Origin of the sequence: Romboutsia sp., assembly GCF_035470145.1 — a bacterium.
GTDB lineage: Bacteria > Bacillota > Clostridia > Peptostreptococcales > Peptostreptococcaceae > Romboutsia_D.
In genome coordinates this window covers 1-17,523 of record NZ_DATIRC010000262.1, presented here as the reverse complement: position 1 = coordinate 17,523, position 17,523 = coordinate 1, and the positions used below count along the sequence as shown (strand labels likewise).

Annotated in this window: 13 protein-coding genes; 2 read left to right on the top strand and 11 right to left on the bottom strand. The window is 30.1% G+C overall.

Annotated features, from left to right (window positions below; all coding sequences use genetic code 11):
- The 3 genes from VLM92_RS11130 to VLM92_RS11120 all read right to left on the bottom strand — a co-directional run.
- A partial coding sequence (locus tag VLM92_RS11130) for a methyl-accepting chemotaxis protein (RefSeq protein WP_325276417.1) occupies positions 1–1,230 on the bottom strand: 1,230 nt, incomplete at its 3' end.
- A 618-nt stretch (positions 1,231–1,848) separates the two neighbouring features.
- Positions 1,849–3,138 (bottom strand): YeeE/YedE family protein, encoded by a 1,290-nt coding sequence (locus VLM92_RS11125; protein ID WP_325276416.1) that lies wholly within the window; start codon positions 3,136–3,138, stop codon positions 1,849–1,851.
- Positions 3,139–3,183: 45 nt separating this feature from the next.
- A complete protein-coding gene (locus VLM92_RS11120) occupies positions 3,184–4,878 on the bottom strand; it encodes an FAD-dependent oxidoreductase (protein WP_325276415.1) in 1,695 nt (564 codons plus the stop codon).
- 264 nt (positions 4,879–5,142) lie between these two features.
- Between VLM92_RS11120 and VLM92_RS11115 the strand changes: the two genes are divergently transcribed.
- Positions 5,143–6,036, top strand: a complete 894-nt coding sequence (locus tag VLM92_RS11115) for a LysR family transcriptional regulator (protein ID WP_325276414.1) — start codon at positions 5,143–5,145, stop codon at positions 6,034–6,036.
- Positions 6,037–6,083: 47 nt separating this feature from the next.
- On the opposite strand, the gene VLM92_RS11110 is transcribed toward VLM92_RS11115, so the two are convergent.
- The 7 genes from VLM92_RS11110 to VLM92_RS11080 all read right to left on the bottom strand — a co-directional run bounded on the left by VLM92_RS11110 (position 6,084) and on the right by VLM92_RS11080 (position 14,992).
- Positions 6,084–7,397, bottom strand: a complete 1,314-nt coding sequence (locus tag VLM92_RS11110) for an APC family permease (RefSeq protein WP_325276413.1) — start codon at positions 7,395–7,397, stop codon at positions 6,084–6,086.
- A gap of 509 nt (positions 7,398–7,906) precedes the next feature.
- Positions 7,907–9,646, bottom strand: a complete 1,740-nt coding sequence (locus VLM92_RS11105; RefSeq protein WP_325276412.1) for an NADH-dependent [FeFe] hydrogenase, group A6 — start codon at positions 9,644–9,646, stop codon at positions 7,907–7,909.
- A 16-nt stretch (positions 9,647–9,662) separates the two neighbouring features.
- Complete coding sequence (locus VLM92_RS11100) at positions 9,663–11,540, bottom strand: NADH-quinone oxidoreductase subunit NuoF (protein ID WP_325276411.1); 1,878 nt, start codon at positions 11,538–11,540, stop codon at positions 9,663–9,665.
- A 28-nt stretch (positions 11,541–11,568) separates the two neighbouring features.
- On the bottom strand, positions 11,569–12,051 hold the full coding sequence (nuoE, locus tag VLM92_RS11095) for an NADH-quinone oxidoreductase subunit NuoE (RefSeq protein ID WP_325276410.1): 483 nt from the start codon (positions 12,049–12,051) through the stop codon (positions 11,569–11,571).
- Between the two features lie 182 nt (positions 12,052–12,233).
- Positions 12,234–12,392: a hypothetical protein gene (locus VLM92_RS11090; protein WP_325276409.1), complete on the bottom strand. Its 159-nt coding sequence runs from the start codon at positions 12,390–12,392 to the stop codon at positions 12,234–12,236.
- A gap of 410 nt (positions 12,393–12,802) precedes the next feature.
- Positions 12,803–14,611, bottom strand: coding sequence for a discoidin domain-containing protein (locus tag VLM92_RS11085; RefSeq protein WP_325276408.1), 1,809 nt, complete (start codon positions 14,609–14,611; stop codon positions 12,803–12,805).
- Positions 14,612–14,815: 204 nt separating this feature from the next.
- Positions 14,816–14,992, bottom strand: coding sequence for a hypothetical protein (locus tag VLM92_RS11080; protein ID WP_325276407.1), 177 nt, complete (start codon positions 14,990–14,992; stop codon positions 14,816–14,818).
- Between the two features lie 102 nt (positions 14,993–15,094).
- On the opposite strand from VLM92_RS11080, the gene VLM92_RS11075 reads away from it, so the two are divergent.
- On the top strand, positions 15,095–15,451 hold the full coding sequence (locus VLM92_RS11075; RefSeq protein WP_325276406.1) for a helix-turn-helix domain-containing protein: 357 nt from the start codon (positions 15,095–15,097) through the stop codon (positions 15,449–15,451).
- A gap of 259 nt (positions 15,452–15,710) precedes the next feature.
- On the opposite strand, the gene VLM92_RS11070 is transcribed toward VLM92_RS11075, so the two are convergent.
- On the bottom strand, positions 15,711–16,877 hold the full coding sequence (locus tag VLM92_RS11070; RefSeq protein WP_325276405.1) for an iron-containing alcohol dehydrogenase: 1,167 nt from the start codon (positions 16,875–16,877) through the stop codon (positions 15,711–15,713).
- Positions 16,878–17,523 lie beyond the last annotated feature (646 nt).

Below are 17,523 nucleotides of genomic sequence, written 5' to 3'. Positions count from 1 at the left end.
AATATCATCTATTGTCTTTATAATTCTTCCAATTTCATTAGAAGTAAATGAAATTTCTTCCATAGCTTTAACCATTTGTTTCATTTGCTCATTACCAGCTTCAACTTCACGACCTGCACTCAATGATAAAACATTAGCTTCTCCCGCATTATTTGCAGTATCTTTAATTTTATCAGATATTTCTATAATAGTTGCAGATAACTCTTGAATTGCGCTTGCTTGTTCAGTCGTACCTTGTGATAACATTTGTGATCCACTTGCCACTTGTTCTGATGCCGCCCCAACTTCTTCTGAAGCTACGTTTATTTGTGACATTGTTTCACTTAAATCATTAGTAATTTTAAGCAATGATTTTTCAATTTTTTTAAATACTCCTACATATTCTACTTCAGGTTCAGTATCAAAATTACCTGATGCAACTTCTCCTAAAACACGAACTGTATCATTTATAATTTCCTTAGTTTTGTTACTCATTTGACGCATACTATTTGATAAAATACCTAATTCATCCTCTGATTCATAATTAATAGTAATATCAAAATCACCATCAGCCATTTTATTTGAAGCTATTTCTATTTCTTCAATTGGTTTCTTTAGGCTCTTTGTAATATATAGAGCTATAACTACTCCTGCTACTATAGCAAATAAACTCAGTCCTATAGAAATAAACCTTGCATTTGATACTGAATCACTTACTCCTTTATCAAATTTAATACCAAGAGCTTTTGCATCTTCACTAAGAGAAATTGAATTTTCTGCACAGTTCTCATATGCTTGATAATATTCAAGGTCCTCTCTTATTGCTATTTCTTTTGCAGTCTTATAATCTCCTTGCTCTATAAATGCATAAATTTTTTCGTATTCTTGTCTTAGCTCAACCACCGAACTTTCAAGATTATCAATTAATTTTTCATCTACTAAAGAATCCTCACGAATCATTTTAATTCTTTCATTTATGCTGTCAAAATTTTCTATAATTGTAGTTTTATAACTTGTCTCTGTAGGATCTTGTGCAAGAAGTGCATAAGCAAGATTTTGGTCAATAGAAACTACATCTCTACGGATTCCCATAGATTGATTTGTTATTTCATAAGGTCCCTTAAATAAATTATGACTTAGCTCTCCTCCCTTTTTCAAATTATATAGCGCATAAGAAATTGCACTCGCTGCAAGCACCAACAAAACAATAAAAGATATCCCTAGCTTTTTACCTATTTTTAAATTTTTCATATATGTATCCCCCCACACTTTTATTTGTTATGATTTGTGCTATATCATACAATAAATTTTTTTCTATTTAAATAATAAAGTTAAACAACCAACGTTGTATTTCCCTTTACTATCTAAACTCTAGATAAAAATCCATTCGAATGGTATATATAGAGTTATATTACTTTAATATATATAATTTGTATGCTTAAATCACATATATTATATTCCGACTCATCATGTTATAACTTTACATTTACCTACTACATTTGCTCCTAGAAATTTGTGGGAGGTTTAGACTTCATTTCGGATTGCACACTCGTCAATTTCTATAACCCTCAAATTTAGTTCGTGTACCTTAGATCGAGACTTTCACCGTCAAATTGTTACCCTGCCAGACATACAATTAAAAAGGTATTGGCTTAAAAGCCAATACCTTTTCGTAGGTTTCAATATTGGAGACGATTCACAAGAATCATATCCACGATTTTTATTATCTAAAATATTAAAATATATAGGAATCTGTTTTAAATATTATCAAATAGTTTCCTCTATTAATTGTTCTACTTCGTAATATCTAATTATTACTTTACTATCTCTTTTAAGATTCTAAATGCTCTAATCATAGTTTTTTATAAACTAATTTGTTTCACTTGATTGTATTTTACAACTATCTTTTTCTGTTAACTTTTTATAAACTACATTCCCTATGATTCCACCTAAAACTAAAAATATAAGGAATATCCATCCAGATAATGAGAAGTTAGCAATTGGTGTATAAAGCGCTCCTACATTACAACCGTTTGAAAATCTTGTTCCAAGTCCCATCATAATACCACCTAGAGCATATATTAATATCTCTTTGAAGCTAATAGATAATCCTTCTTTAAATGTTTTTCCTAGATTTCCAGCTAAAAGTAATGCTATAACTGTTCCTAATATAATACCAAAGTTTTGTACATTGATTGGATGTTCGAAAAATGGCATTGTAAATATTTCTACTGGTTTTTGTGAGAAAGCTGCTACACTTTCAGGAGAAACTCCAAATAATATAAGTAATTTACCAAACCAGAATCCATAAGGCGTAGATGCTCCCCATCCTGCCTTAGTTACACCCATTAAAAGTGTAAATATACTTCCAATTACAACTGCACCCATACCAAGTGTCCATGGTCTTACAAATAATTTTTCATAAGTATTATTACTAAATAATTTAAAAGGTTCATTGTCTTCATAAGTTTTTTCTTGAGCAAATTCTGTATCTACTCCTGTGTACGTATTTTGTGCTTTTCTTTTATCTTCATATACTTTAGAAATCCAAACTACTATCATTGCAAGAACAATAGTTAAAATACTTGCACCTAAATACCCCTCTAAACCGTCACCTTTGAATAAATCTGGTAAAAATACTCCATTTGGGAATGTTCCAGTTGATATAATTGTATCAGTAATCCAAGGTGCAGTGCTTTGAAGTGGGAATCCTAAATATACACCCATTCCGAAGAATATAAGTGTTATACCAGCACGTGGTAATCCCGTTACTACATCAGTAAGAACTCCTGATGCACAACAACTAGAAAATGCCATACCAAATCCAAATAGCATACCTCCTAGTATAAGACCTAAGTTAATAGGATTAACCCATAAATCATATTGAGTTACATCCTGACCTATAAAAAAGCAAACACTTACTATTGCTGTTCCAACAAACATAACCATTAATGCTTTCATTAATTTTGTAGAACCTGTTCTATAACTTCTATTTACACTCCCTGCAAATCCAAAATAAGATCTTGTAAGTGCATATCCTAACCCTAATCCTGCAATTAGTCTAAAGAATAACATAGAACTGCTAAGCGCTGATTTTCCTAATGCTAAAATAGCAATAAGCAATCCAAATCCAATAATGTATTCAGCATTTTTTTTCACAAATATTACCTCCATAATGTTTTTATTTTATAGTGCTAAATTTTTCTATTTAAAGTTATACTCTGTAACAATAGGCTTTCTATTTTGTGTTTTATCTTTAAAGTACTCATAGAAACAAAGTCCTAAAAAGCTTCCTGATATATTATATATATTATCAAATCCCATATGACCTAGTGCAACTGCTGCGTTATAGCTTCTTTGAGCACTACGACAGTGAAGATATACTGGTTTATCACTAGGAATTTCATTAATTCTATTTCTAATTTCACTAAGTGGTATATTTACTGCTCCAATAATATGACCTTCACTATATTCATCTTTTTCTCTTACATCAATGATATATGCTTTTTCTTCTACTAATTTACGAACCTCATTTACATGTACTTGTTTAAAAGATTCTTTCATAACGTTAAGGGCTACAAGTGATGCATGATTTACTGTATCTTTTGCTGTTCCAAATGGAGGAGCATAGCAAAGTTCTAAATCTCTTAAATCATCAATTGTTCCTCCCATTTTAATTAGTGTTGCAATTACATCTACACGTTTATCTACATTTCCTTTTCCAATTGATTGCGCTCCTAATATTTTCCCTGTTGGAACTTCAAACACTAATTTAAAATGAATATGATTATTATTTGGCATTAAACCAACTTTATCTTGAGGAATTATATATACACTATCATTATTAATACCTAATTTTTCACATTGTGCTTGTGTCAATCCAGTAGCTGCTGCATTATAGTCAAATACTTTAATACAAGAAGAACCGATATATCCTGTGTTCGAAACAGGTAATCCATATATATGATCAGCTACAGCTCTTGCTTGCTTTTGTGCTGGACCTGCTAGTGGAAGATGTTGTATTTTCTTTGAAATAGCATTTGTTACTTCAATAGCATCTCCAACTGCATAAATATCTTTATCTATTGTTCTATAATTTTGGTCAACTTTAATTGCTCCTGTTTCACCAATTTCAAGACCACATTCTCTTGCTAGTGTTACTTCTGCTTTTACTCCTATTGCCATTACAACTGCATCTGATTCTACTACTCTACCTGATTCTAATACAATATTACTATTATCAAATTTTGTAACTTTATCTTCTAAAATCAAGTTAATTCCTTTATCAAATAATTCCTTATGAAGTATTTGAACCATATCGTGATCAAACGTTTTCATAACTTGATTTGCTGCTTCTATTAATGTTACATTGTATCCTGCTTCTTTTAAGTTTTCAGCTACTTCCATACCTATAAATCCTGCACCTACTACAGATACATTTTTAGCTTCTTTTGAAGTAATAAATTGATTTAACTTAGCAATGTCTACTACATTTTTCACAACAAATGTCTTAGCATCTTTAATTCCCTCAATTGGAGGAACTATAGCATTTGCTCCTGGCGATAATATAAGTTTGTCGTATGTTTCTGTATACGTTTTTCCTGTTACAACATTTTTTACTTTAACCTCTTTATTTGCTCTATCTATTGATAATACTTCATTAAATATACGCATATTGATGTTATATTGATTGAAAAATTTGTCTGGTGTCATAAGAACAAGATCTTCATGATTTTCAATCTGACCACTCAAATGATATGGTAAACAACAGTTTGAGAATGAAGCATGAGGTCCTCTCTCAAACACAATAATATCAGCTGATTCATCTAATCTTCTTATTCTTGCTGCTGCAGATGCTCCCCCAGCAACTCCCCCTACTATTAATACTTTTTTACTCATATTTATTTCTCCTTTAAATTATATTTCTTTGATTGTAACGAGAATATTCACTATCACTTAACTTTGATTATATTTTAACGTTCTTCTTTGATTATATTTTAACACGTTTAATAGCATGCGTAAAATAAGTATCTCTTATAGCACAATAAGCTTATCTTATATTTAATAAATAACCTTATTTATCAAAAAAGTTGTTAATCTACATTTTTTGGGCTAAACTATATATTATAAATTAACTACACAATAATTAAACTGGAGGATAAAATGGAAATTACTTATCTTAAATCCTTGTATATTACTGCACAATGTAATAGTATCTCTATTGCTGCAAAACAGTTACACCTTAGTCAACCTGGGCTTAGTTTCCAGTTGCAATCACTTGAAAGCAGCATCGGGAAAACACTTTTAAAGCGTAGCAATAAAGGAGTTGCCCTAACACCAGAAGGTGAGATTGTATTTAACTATGCTAAATCTATTATTGCTCTTGAAGAAAATATGTGCAAAGAATTAGATGAATTGGAGAAATTAAAAAATCAATTAACAATTGCAGCTTGTTCAAGTGTAGCTGACTACGCTCTACCATGTAGTGCTTATACTTTTAATCAAATACATGATAACATAGATATTAATATTCTAAGTATGAGTTCTTATGAAGTACTAAAAAAAATTAAAGATAGAGAAATAAATGTTGGTATTGTTCAATCATTAAAAAATATATCCGATATGATACAAGTACCAATAACTAAAAGTAATATTGTGCTAGTTTGCAATTACGATATACCTACTTCTAATATTACAATCGATGATTTAATGAAGCTTCCTCTTATCACAAGGGAGACTAGTTCAATAATTAACGAGTCTATTGAACAAAACTTAAACAATCATAATCGAGAATTTAATGATTTAAACATCCTCTTCACATTAAATTCTGATGAAGCAATCAAAAGAACTTTGATGTGTAAAGAAGTCTATGCATTTCTTCCAGAAATAGTTGTGAAACATGAATTACATGATAAATACTTAAAGAAAGTACTTATACAAGACCTTTCCATTCAATCTAACTATACTCTTTTATATCGAAATGACTATATTTTAAAGAATTACGAAAAGTCTTTTATTGATTTTATTACATCTAAGCATAGATGCTTTTGTTACTAAAAAAAGATATGAATTATAGAGAGTTAACTCTATTTTCATATCTTTTCTTATTTTCTATCTCTATACCAAAATATAGCTCCTAAAATAGTCCAAATTATTAAAGCTACTAGTGACTGTATCGATAATTTTGCTGGCGAAAATGGCAATAGAAGTAATAAAATAAACAAAATACTACTACTTATCCCTAAGAGAGTAATCAATTTTTTGCCAAATATCGTTTGTTTCTTAAAGGTTGCTATACACACATAAAAATAAGCAATTGCAGCTCCTAATGAAGACATATCTACAATCCACAATATCACTTCTCTTCCAAACATTACTGCTATAAAGCTAATTCCACTAACGAATAAAATACTATTACTCAATTCTCCATTTTTATTCCTGTCATTAAACTTATGAGATATTACTTTTTGTTTTCCCATTGCACCAATTAATTTGCTACTACAAATCATAAAACCATTAATCCCACTTGAAACAGCTGCTCCTAGTGCTATAACAAGTAATAAAAATCCACCTTTTCCAATATACTGCATTACTCCACTCCCTAATGCCCACTCAAATTTAATTGCTTGCGATGGAGTATAGGCCATTGCAGTTGCTATATTTAACAAATTATAAATCAGAAGTCCTACAAGAAGAGAAATTACTGCTAATATTGATGCTTTTTTATTATTAAATCCAAAATTCGTTGCAAGTTGAGGAATTGCATCAAATCCTATATATAGAAATGGTGTTATTGCAAAGACCTGCAGAATTTCTTTCATGTTAAACTTATAATTAGATACATAGTTGTTTATAAAATTCTTGCTATCTACATTCATTACCATTCCAAAAAATACAACTAAAATACACATAATAAGCATAAAAATAATATACTTTTGAACTCTACCAGTTTCTTTAATTCCCTTTAAATTAATTGTCATAAATATAAGTATAACAATATAAGAGGCTATAATTTCTCCAAAATAGACACTATCTCCTGCAATTGTATATAAGTAACCAAAATCTAATAGTCCCTCAAATAATTTGTTAATTACAAGAGGAAATGCACTTGCATTAAGCGGAATCATGGTTAAATATGCTAAGGATAAAAACCACCCTACTATAAACCCATGATTTGCTCCTAGTTCTTTATATATGTAGGAGAATTCTCCACCCTCTTCACAAGTCTCCTGCATCATAATGTGATAACTCCGTTCAATTATGATAATACACATTGCCCCTAATAATAATCCCAAAAATGTATTACCTACCCCTGCACTTGATAAAAATTTAGTTCCTGGAAGCATAAATGACCCCCACCCGATAATTGCACCAAGAATAATTGCAAATACCTCAATAATAGATAGCTTTTTACTCATGTTCTCTCCTTTGTCATCTTTTTATATTTATATTACTATACAAATATAAAGGGTTGTAATAATAATGTTTTATATAGCATAACCATCTTTTATGTAAAAACATTTGTAATTAGTCACATGTCAACGCTAATTTAAATTTTAAATCTAGATTCATGAATATAATTACATTAATTTATTATGATAATAATTGTATTTTTATTTTTTTATCTTTTTTTAATACTTTTATAAAATACAAAAACCACAATATTAGTATCGTGGTTTTCAATGGTGGAAACGATTCACAGAAATCATATCCACCATTAGAATTTCATATTAAATTTTTACCCTAGGGTTTTAGCCAAATCACAAGTGATTTGGCTTATTATCTTTGATTATTTATATATTTTTAACCGAATTTAAATATAATTAACTCACGTTTTATCAAAATATTTTCTTAATATTTAGCTCTATAAGTAATTCTATCTGCTATATATAAATATTATCATTTGTTTTGGATGTAAAATTTATTATTAATCTTTTTTGAGTCTAGCGAAATACTCTGTATGAAGAAACTCATGAGCTTTTTTACTATATGGTTCTCCTAAGAATTCATCATATAACGCTTTTATATAAGGATTTTCATGTGATTTACGAATCTTTGTATTATCATCTATTTCATACATAGCTTCACAACGTTTTTGAACTATGCTCATATCACCATGATTATAAGGTTGTCCTCCGCCATTTATACATCCACCAGGACATGCCATTATCTCTATTAGATGATATTTTGATTTTCCAGCTCTTATTTCTTCTAATATCCTTCTTGCATTACCTAATCCGCTTGATATAGCTACATTTACATCCATTCCGTTTACATTTACAGTAGCTTCTTTTATTCCATCTAAACCTCTTAAAGCTTTAAAATCTACATTTTCTAAAGTTTCTTTAGTTATCCATTCATACGCTGTACGAAGAGCAGCTTCTGCAACTCCTCCACTAGCACCAAATATTATAGCAGCTCCAGTTGATTCTCCAAGTGGATTATCAAAATCACTTTCTTGTAACTTTTCAAATTTTATTCCTGCTTCTTTTATCATTTTAGCTAGTTCTCTAGTAGTTATAACCGTATCTACATCCGTAACTTCCTCGTGTCCTAATTCTGGTCTAGCACACTCATATTTTTTTGCTACACAAGGCATAACTGATACTACCTTTAGATTTGCTGGATCTACGCCTATTTTCGGAGCAAAGTAATGCTTAGCTACTGCACCAAACATTTGTTGAGGTGATTTACAACTTGAAGGTATATCTATCAAATCTGCAAAAGAGTTTTCAAAGAAATTTACCCATGCTGGACAGCAACTTGTAAGCATTGGTATTTTTCCACCATGTTCTAGTCTATGAATAAACTCAGTAGCTTCTTCCATTATAGTTAAGTCTGCTGCAAAGTTAGTGTCAAATACATAATCAAATCCTATTTGTCTTAAAGCAGTGACTAATTTACCTGTAGATATACTCCCAGGCTCAAGTCCAAATTCTTCACCTATAGCTACCCTAACAGCTGGTGCTACTTGCACTACCACTGGATGTTCTTTTTTATATAACATATCCCATACTTTGCTTATATTATTAACTTCTGTAAGTGCTCCAGTAGGGCATACAGCTATACATTGACCACAGAAAGTACAACGTGTTTTATGCATAGGTACATCAAAGAATGTATTTACAACAGTTTCAAATCCACGGTCTACTCCAGATAATACTCCTACTGTTTGAACATCATTACACATTGTTTCGCATCTTCTACATAGTATACACTTATCAAGATTTCTAACTACCGATTTACTTGATGCATCTATTCCAAAATTAGTTCTTTCTCCTTCATATTCTATATCTTGTATTCCAAGGTCAGCCGCTAGTTTTTGAAGCTCACAATTTAAATTTTTTTCACATGTTAAACATTCCATTGGATGATTAGATAAAATTAGATCTACTACATCTCTACGAGCTTTTATTGCCTTTATTGTATGTGTATTTACTTCCATCCCATCATATACACGTGTTGAACATGCTGGTGCTAGACCTCTTTCTGTATCTACCATACATACACGACAAGATGCACAATCATTAGGTACCTTAGAACCAGGAAGTTCAAAATAGCATAAAGTAGGTATATGAACATCAAGAGTTTTGGCTACATCAAGTATTGTTTGAGTAGTTTCTGCTTGAATTTTATTTCCGTTAATAGTTAAATTTACTAAACTCATAACTTTCCTCCTAATATTATTTTTTTACAATAGCACTTACTGGACAAGCAGGTCTACAACTATCACACTTAATACACTTATCACGGTCTAAAACATGTAATTTCTTAACTTCTCCACTTATAGCATTTACTGGACATATTCTAGCGCACTTCGTACATCCTATACATTTGTCTGTTATATAGTAATTTGAAAATGCTTGACACTTACCTGCAGGACATCTCTTTTCTTTAACGTGTGCTTCATATTCATCTCTAAAGTATTTTAATGTGCTTAGTATTGGATTTGGAGCACATTTACCTAATCCACATAAAGAAGTTTCTTTTACAACATGAGCAAGATTTTCTAATTTTTCTAAATCTCTTTCAGTAGCCTTGCCTTCAGTTATTTTAGTTAGTAGTTCAAGTAATCTCTTATTTCCTATACGACAAGGAGTACATTTTCCACAAGATTCTTCAACTGTAAACTCTAAGAAGAATTTAGCTATAGCAACCATACAGTCGCTATCATCAAGAATTAACATACCTCCAGAGCCCATCATAGAACCAATAGCTGACAATGAATCAAAATCTATTGGAGTATCTAATAAAGATGCTGGTATACATCCTCCTGATGGTCCTCCTGTTTGTACAGCCTTAAATTCTTTACCTCCAGGTATTCCTCCACCTATTTCAAATACTATTTCTCTTAAAGTTGTTCCCATTGGAACCTCAACAAGTCCAACGTTAGCTATATTTCCACCTAGTGCAAAAACTTTTGTTCCAGAAGATTTTTCTGTTCCAAATCCTTTGTACCAACTTCCACCTTTGTTTATTATTATTGGTATATTAGCAAATGTCTCAACGTTGTTTAAGCAAGTAGGGTTGTCCCATAATCCTCTTTCAGCAGAGAAATAGATTTTGGCCTTAGGCTCTCCACGCTTCCCTTCTATAGAATGAATTAATGCCGTTTCTTCTCCACAGACAAAGGCACCTGCACCGTGTTTTAATTGTATATCAAAGTCAAATCCTGTTCCTAATATATCATTACCTAATAGTCCTTTTTCTCTAGCTTGTTGTATAGCTATTTCTAATCTATGTATAGCTAAAGGATATTCCGCACGTATATATATATATCCAATATTAGCTCCTATTGAATAACCACATATAGCCATTGCTTCTAATACACTATGAGGGTCACCTTCAAGTATTGATCTATCCATAAATGCTCCTGGGTCACCTTCATCTGCGTTACATATAACATATTTTTGATCTGCGTTATTACTCTTAGTAGCATTCCATTTTATCCATGATGGGAATCCTGCTCCACCTCTACCTCTTATCGCAGATTCTTTAACCTCATTTATTACATCTTCTGGAGTCATTTCTGTTATACATTTTCCTAAAGCTAAATATCCATCGCTAGCTATATACTCACCTATATTTTCAGGATCTATATGACCACAATTTCTTAGTGCTATACGAAGTTGCTTTTTATAGAAGTCTATTTCATCATGTTGAATAACTTTTTTCTTAGTAGAAGGTTCTTCAAATAATAATCTTTGTACTGGAGTTCCTCCTACTATATGAGATTTAACTATTTCATTAGCATCTTCTGGTTTTACTTGAACATAAAATACGTTATCTGGATAAACTTTAACTATCGGTCCTTTTGCACAGAATCCAAAACATCCTGTTAAGCTTACTGATACATCTTGAGATAATCCTGCAGCTTCTATTTCCGATTTTAAATTTTCTATAATCTTTTCACTGTTTGAAGAAACACAACCAGTACCTCCACATACTAGCAATACTTTTTTATTAGTCTCTATTTTTTTATCCGCATCTCTAATATCTAATATGTATTTTGAATTATCTATGGTAGCCTTTAATTCTTCATATGACTTTATTCTAGACATTTACGTTCCTCCTCATCAAATATTAACACTACTTAGAGTATTCTTCTATTATTCCTTTTACATCTTCTGGTTTTACATGTCCATAAACTTTCTCATTTATTACAACAACAGGAGCTAATCCACATGCTCCTACGCATCTTAATGACTCTAGTGTAAATTTAAGGTCTTTAGTAGTTTCTCCAGATTTAATTCCAAGTTGAGATTCAAATTCCGCTAATACTTTATCTGCTCCTTTAACAAAACATGCAGTTCCCATACATACACTTATTTTGTATTCTCCTTTAGGCTCTGTATGAAAATAAGAATAAAAACTTACAACACCATATACTTTAGCAGGTGATACTTGTAATTTTTCTGCTATATGAAGCTGAACTTCATATGGTAAATATCCAAACAATTTTTGTGCATGATGAAGAACCTCTATCAACGCTCCATGCTTAGTTGGAAGAGAGTCTATAAACTCATCTAAGTTTTTGAATACATCTTTATTACATGTAAAAAAGTCATTCATGTGTATCCTCCTTTTGATCTTTCTCCTATTTTTTATTGCTAAATAGATATTTAGCAATATATTTATTTACTATTATTGACTATATTTCTACTTTTTATATTCTGGACATATTATTTGTTTTTCATGCTTTTTTATTCCTTTTTCTATCTACTAAGCTATTTGTCACCTATATTTATAAATATCTAGTATTTTGACATACTTTTACCACTTAGGATTGTGGCCAAACAACTTGTTATTTGGCTTGCTATCAGCTTTGCCTGAACGCCAACTTTATTTTCGCTATTAACTAGTATTAAATCCTCATTATTTTTAATCTCATTATAATCTAATAAATTATTCATGCTTTCAACTCCTTGTACAACAAATTTACACTAAAGATTTTTCTAAGATTTATATGACTTGTTTCAAAATTGTAAACTGTTGTCTTTTTTGTTGTAAGTATAATCATAGTAAAATTTTGCAAAAAAATAGTATTGGCTAAATATCCAATACTATTTCGTGGATTTCAATAGTGAGATGATTCACAAGAATCATACCCATGGTTTTTATGCCTAACTCTTTTACCTCCTAGTGTTTTTAATGATATAATATGGTAATAACCACTTAGTATAGATATATAGGCCTATATTAAGTGGTTATTATTTTATAAATAATTAAATTTTAGATTTATGCAACACTAGAAGTCTAAAGTACTAATTTAGGCAACGCCTTTAATTTAATCATCTATTCTGTTAAGTATACTAATTTATTTTTATTCATTTGCTTGAAGTTTCTTTACCTTATTTATTAATAAGTTTGCAAATTCTGATTCAATAGATTTATCACTCTGAGCTTTAACTTCATTGATAAATGCTCCTAGAATATTTATTTTTGTAGTATTATTGCCTCTTTCATAGGCTTTTTTTGCAGCATCTATTTTTGCGTTAAGTGAATTTATTATTCCATTTTTAGTACAATATTTTTGTACTAATTCCCTTAATTCAGTCCAAGAATCAACAGCAGGAACAACTTTAAAGCTAACAGTTTTAGTAGTTGTATTACCTGCATTATCAGTTACAGTTCTTGAAATTGTATTAATACCTAAAGGTAAACTTGAAGCACTAACACTAATATTTTCACAAGAAGTAGCTATCCCACTTAAAGAATCTTCTATATTACAAGCTATTTCTACATTCATATCTGTAGAATATGTTTCTAAGTTTCCACTAAAACTTAAACTCGGAGCTGTTTTATCAATTTTAACTTGAGTAGTTTTTGTCTCTTCAACATTACCTGCATTATCAACTGAATAATATGAGATAGTAGAAATACCCTCATTACTAATAGTAAAGCTTGTATTGTCACCTTCAACTATTTTTTCACTACCACCGTTAATAGAGTAGTGAATTTCTTTAACACCTACTCCTTCTTGATCATCAACCGCATTAATTGTTGCAGTTACATCCCTATTAGTCCATAAATTACTTGTTGTGTTTGTATTAATAACACTTGATGGTGCTTTAGTATCATTTTCTGTAGTTTCATCTATCCATTCATATGCTTCAATCTCAGCTATACCTGGAGAAAGAGTTGTTGTTGAACCATCAGTTCCTGCCATAACCCATATGTATCTTGTAGAAATCGGTTTATTAAATGTAAAAACAACTGGCTCAGAACTAGATGAATTTGTGCCTAACTTATCCATATATGTTTTTGAAACCCATGGATCTAAAACTTGTGAAGTCATCCCATTTGGAAGTATTCCAATTGTTTCTGACATTTCTGCCATTATCCAATGAGCATCCTTTGGCTTTAAAACAATTTTACCTAGATTATATACTTGTCCTAAGTCAACTCTTACATAACCTCTTGACCAAAATTGTTTTCCTCCATATACGTCTACTGTACTACTAAGACTAGGAAGTGTAGCTGTTGTATAGTCTCCATCAACAGCATTTGCTTGCGAGTATCCTGACACAACGCTTTTAAGGTCATTTAGACTTATATTTTCGCAGTTCTTATTAAGAGCTATGTTTGTTGTTCCAATTTGACTTGAAGACGATGTAGTGTCTATCCACTCATACACTTCTATTTCAGAAACACCAACATACTGTGGCCAGTTAGCATATGACTTATATTTTATATAACGAGCCTCTTTGCTTCCATCTAAAGCAATATCTATAGGGGCAGAAAAACTACTCCAATCACCTTTAAATGCCTCATCCCAACTAACTTTATCAACAGATGTACTTACTGTACAACCATAAGTTTGTAAAGCAACTATATCTATTTTACCTAATTTATATACTTCACCTAAATCTAAGATAAATTCTTGATAAGATGGAGACCCTTGATAACTGTACCAATAATTTCTATGATTTCCATCTACAATTGCTGATGAATTTCCAAGTACAGTATTAGTTATTGGAATAACAGTTTTTCCAAGGGCAATATTTTCACTTCCATATGTACCTAATGCTGAAGATTCTTGCACTTGCTCATTCTCTGCAAATGAAGTTGCTGATAATGCCATTATCATTATCATTAAAGTAAAAGTAATAAATACAACTCTTTTTTTCATTGCATACCTCCTTAATATGAATTAATTTCCTTTTAAAATATTAATAAATGGTAATTTAACCTTTTTATTATATAATGTTTTTGTCGAATAAACAATTATTTTGTCTGAAAATTCGATAAAAATAAAAGTTAATTTATTCCATATTGAGTAAAACCTAATTAATAGTCTAAAATTTCATGAACAATACTATAATTTCAACTCAAACTAATTTATATAAGTTAAATGAGAGTTGATAATATTTTTTGTGATTTTTGATATTCCCTCGTGTAGTATATCCCAAGGACATAATCCTAAATTAGCATTTATCATTAATACTATTCCTAATGCACAAAACATAAATCCACTTATTAATCTAATCAATTTAAGTAATTTAATTTTCATACTTTACATCTTTCTTAAATTTATATATTAAATATAAATTTTGATTATTATTTATAATCCATGATAAAATAATATATATCATAAATGTTAGGATGTGATTTTTTGCCTTCTCTTAGAACAAATAAGGTTAGTTGTAATAATTATAGATGTGAAATCGAAGTTACTCTTGAGGTTATAGGTGGTAAATGGAAATCTCTTATACTCTGGAACTTAGGTATTCATGAAGTTATTCGCTACAATGAATTTAGAAATATAATACCTGATATAAGCCAAAAGATGCTAACTCAACAGCTAAGATTTCTAGAAAAAAATCTTCTTATAAATAGAAAAATCTATAATCAAGTTCCCCCTATGGTTGAATATTCACTTACTGATTTAGGTAAAAAGCTATTACCTATCTTAAATGAAATGGATATTTGGGGTAAAGAGTTTGTTAATGAATTTTCTAAAGAAAAATAGAAAATTGTTTTTAAAAATGATCCATATCCTCCAATTGATATTATTAATTAAGTATCTTAATCTAAGTAATCAATAACTTTAAATCCTTTTGTTATTGATTTTTCTGTTACTAAATTTTTAATTTCGATAGACTTGTCTAACTTATTTGATTTTAAAGTTATTATTCGCTCCATTTTTTCTCCTATTCATTCTACTTATTAAGTCAAAATAAAGCCTCCCAATTTAATAGGCGGCTTTATCTTTGATTCATATGTTTTAATTAAAAGTTTACATCTTCTCCATAGTAAACCGCTTTAAATAATTCTTTCATTTCTCCTACTGATATCTCTCTTGGATTTGTACCTGTACATGGATCAGCTACTGATGTTTCTGATATTGCTTGTAAGTTTTCCATAAATATTTCCTCAGATATTCCGAACTCTTGTAATGAATTAACCATTCCCATATCTGCTCTTAATTGTTTTACAAGATTTACTAATGAATTAACTAGTTCATCTTCAGTATTTCCTTGCAATCCTAATCTACTAGCTATATCTGCATATGAGCTTTTTGATGCCTTTGCATTAAATTGTATAGCAGCTGATAAGTATATAGCATTTGCTAATCCATGAGGTACATCAAATATCTTACCTGTTTTATGTGCCATTGAATGAACTATACCTAATATAGCATTTGAGAATGCCATCCCTGCTAAGTTTTGAGCTATATGCATATCTTTTCTAGCTTGGTCTTCTCCATTATAAGAATTAACTAAGTTTGCATATATCATCTCTATTGATTTCATAGCTAATGCATCTGTTATAGGATTTCTAGCATTAGATACATATGCTTCTATTGCATGCGTTAATGCATCCATTCCTGTATTTGCAACTAATGTCTTAGGCATTGTTTGGACTAAATTTGTATCTACTATAGCTACATCTGGTGTTATGTTGTAGTCTGCTATTGGATATTTTACTCCAGTTTCATTGTCTGTTATTACAGCAAATGAAGTTACCTCTGTTGCTGTTCCACTCGTTGTCGGTATTGCCATAAATTTAGCTTTTTGTCTAAGTTCGGGTAAGTTAAATGGCTTTGCAGCTTCTTCAAAAGTAAACTCTGGGTATTCATAGAATATCCACATAGCCTTTGCTGCATCTATTGGAGATCCCCCTCCTATACCGATTATTAAATCTGGGTTGAATTCATTCATCATTTCAACACCTTTTCTAACAGTTGCTACTGATGGGTCATTTTCTACACCTGTGAAAACTATAGTTTCTATATTAGCCACATTTAAGTTTTCTTGTATTTTAGAAACTGTTCCATCATTTATTAATCTCTCAGATCCTATTACCAGCATTGCTTTATTCCCTTTTACTTCTTTTAAATAATCTATTGCATTATCTCCAAAGTATAAATCTCTTGGTATTGTAAATCTATTCATATTTATTCCTCCTATATTTTGTCTAAATGTTTTAGTTATTTTGTTTATTGGTGATCACATTTATTAGTATAGATAGTTTATAACCTAAAAAAAAGAAGGCACTTTTTGGTATGGCACACACCAAAAGGTAGTATTTATGTAATTGCATATATTATCTTAGCTATATTTTTTATTTTTTTTGATAAACAAAATTAAGCTAGGCTTAATGCCTAGCTTAATTTATAATTACTTACTTTATTAATGCAAAATATAAATCATTTATAACAACTGCTTCTTCAACTGAGTCTTATGTATAGTTCTGTATTATTCCTATTTTTCTATCATATATTCGTTTCCAACCTAATACTACTATCCATATTCGTTATTTAATTTTCTATATATGATTTATTATTACTTTTTTACATATATAAATCTTCCTCATATTATTAAATTTAGATTACAGTGCATATTTAATAATATATGTAAAAAAAGATATTATCATAACTTTATGATAATATCTTTTCGTGGATTTAAATGGTGGAGACGATTCCTAAAAATCATACCCACGATTCTATTTATATACTAAGTAATTATATATTACTCTTTAGTGATTATAGAAATTATATTATTTACTACTGATTCATCTATTTTATTTTTATGTATAAAC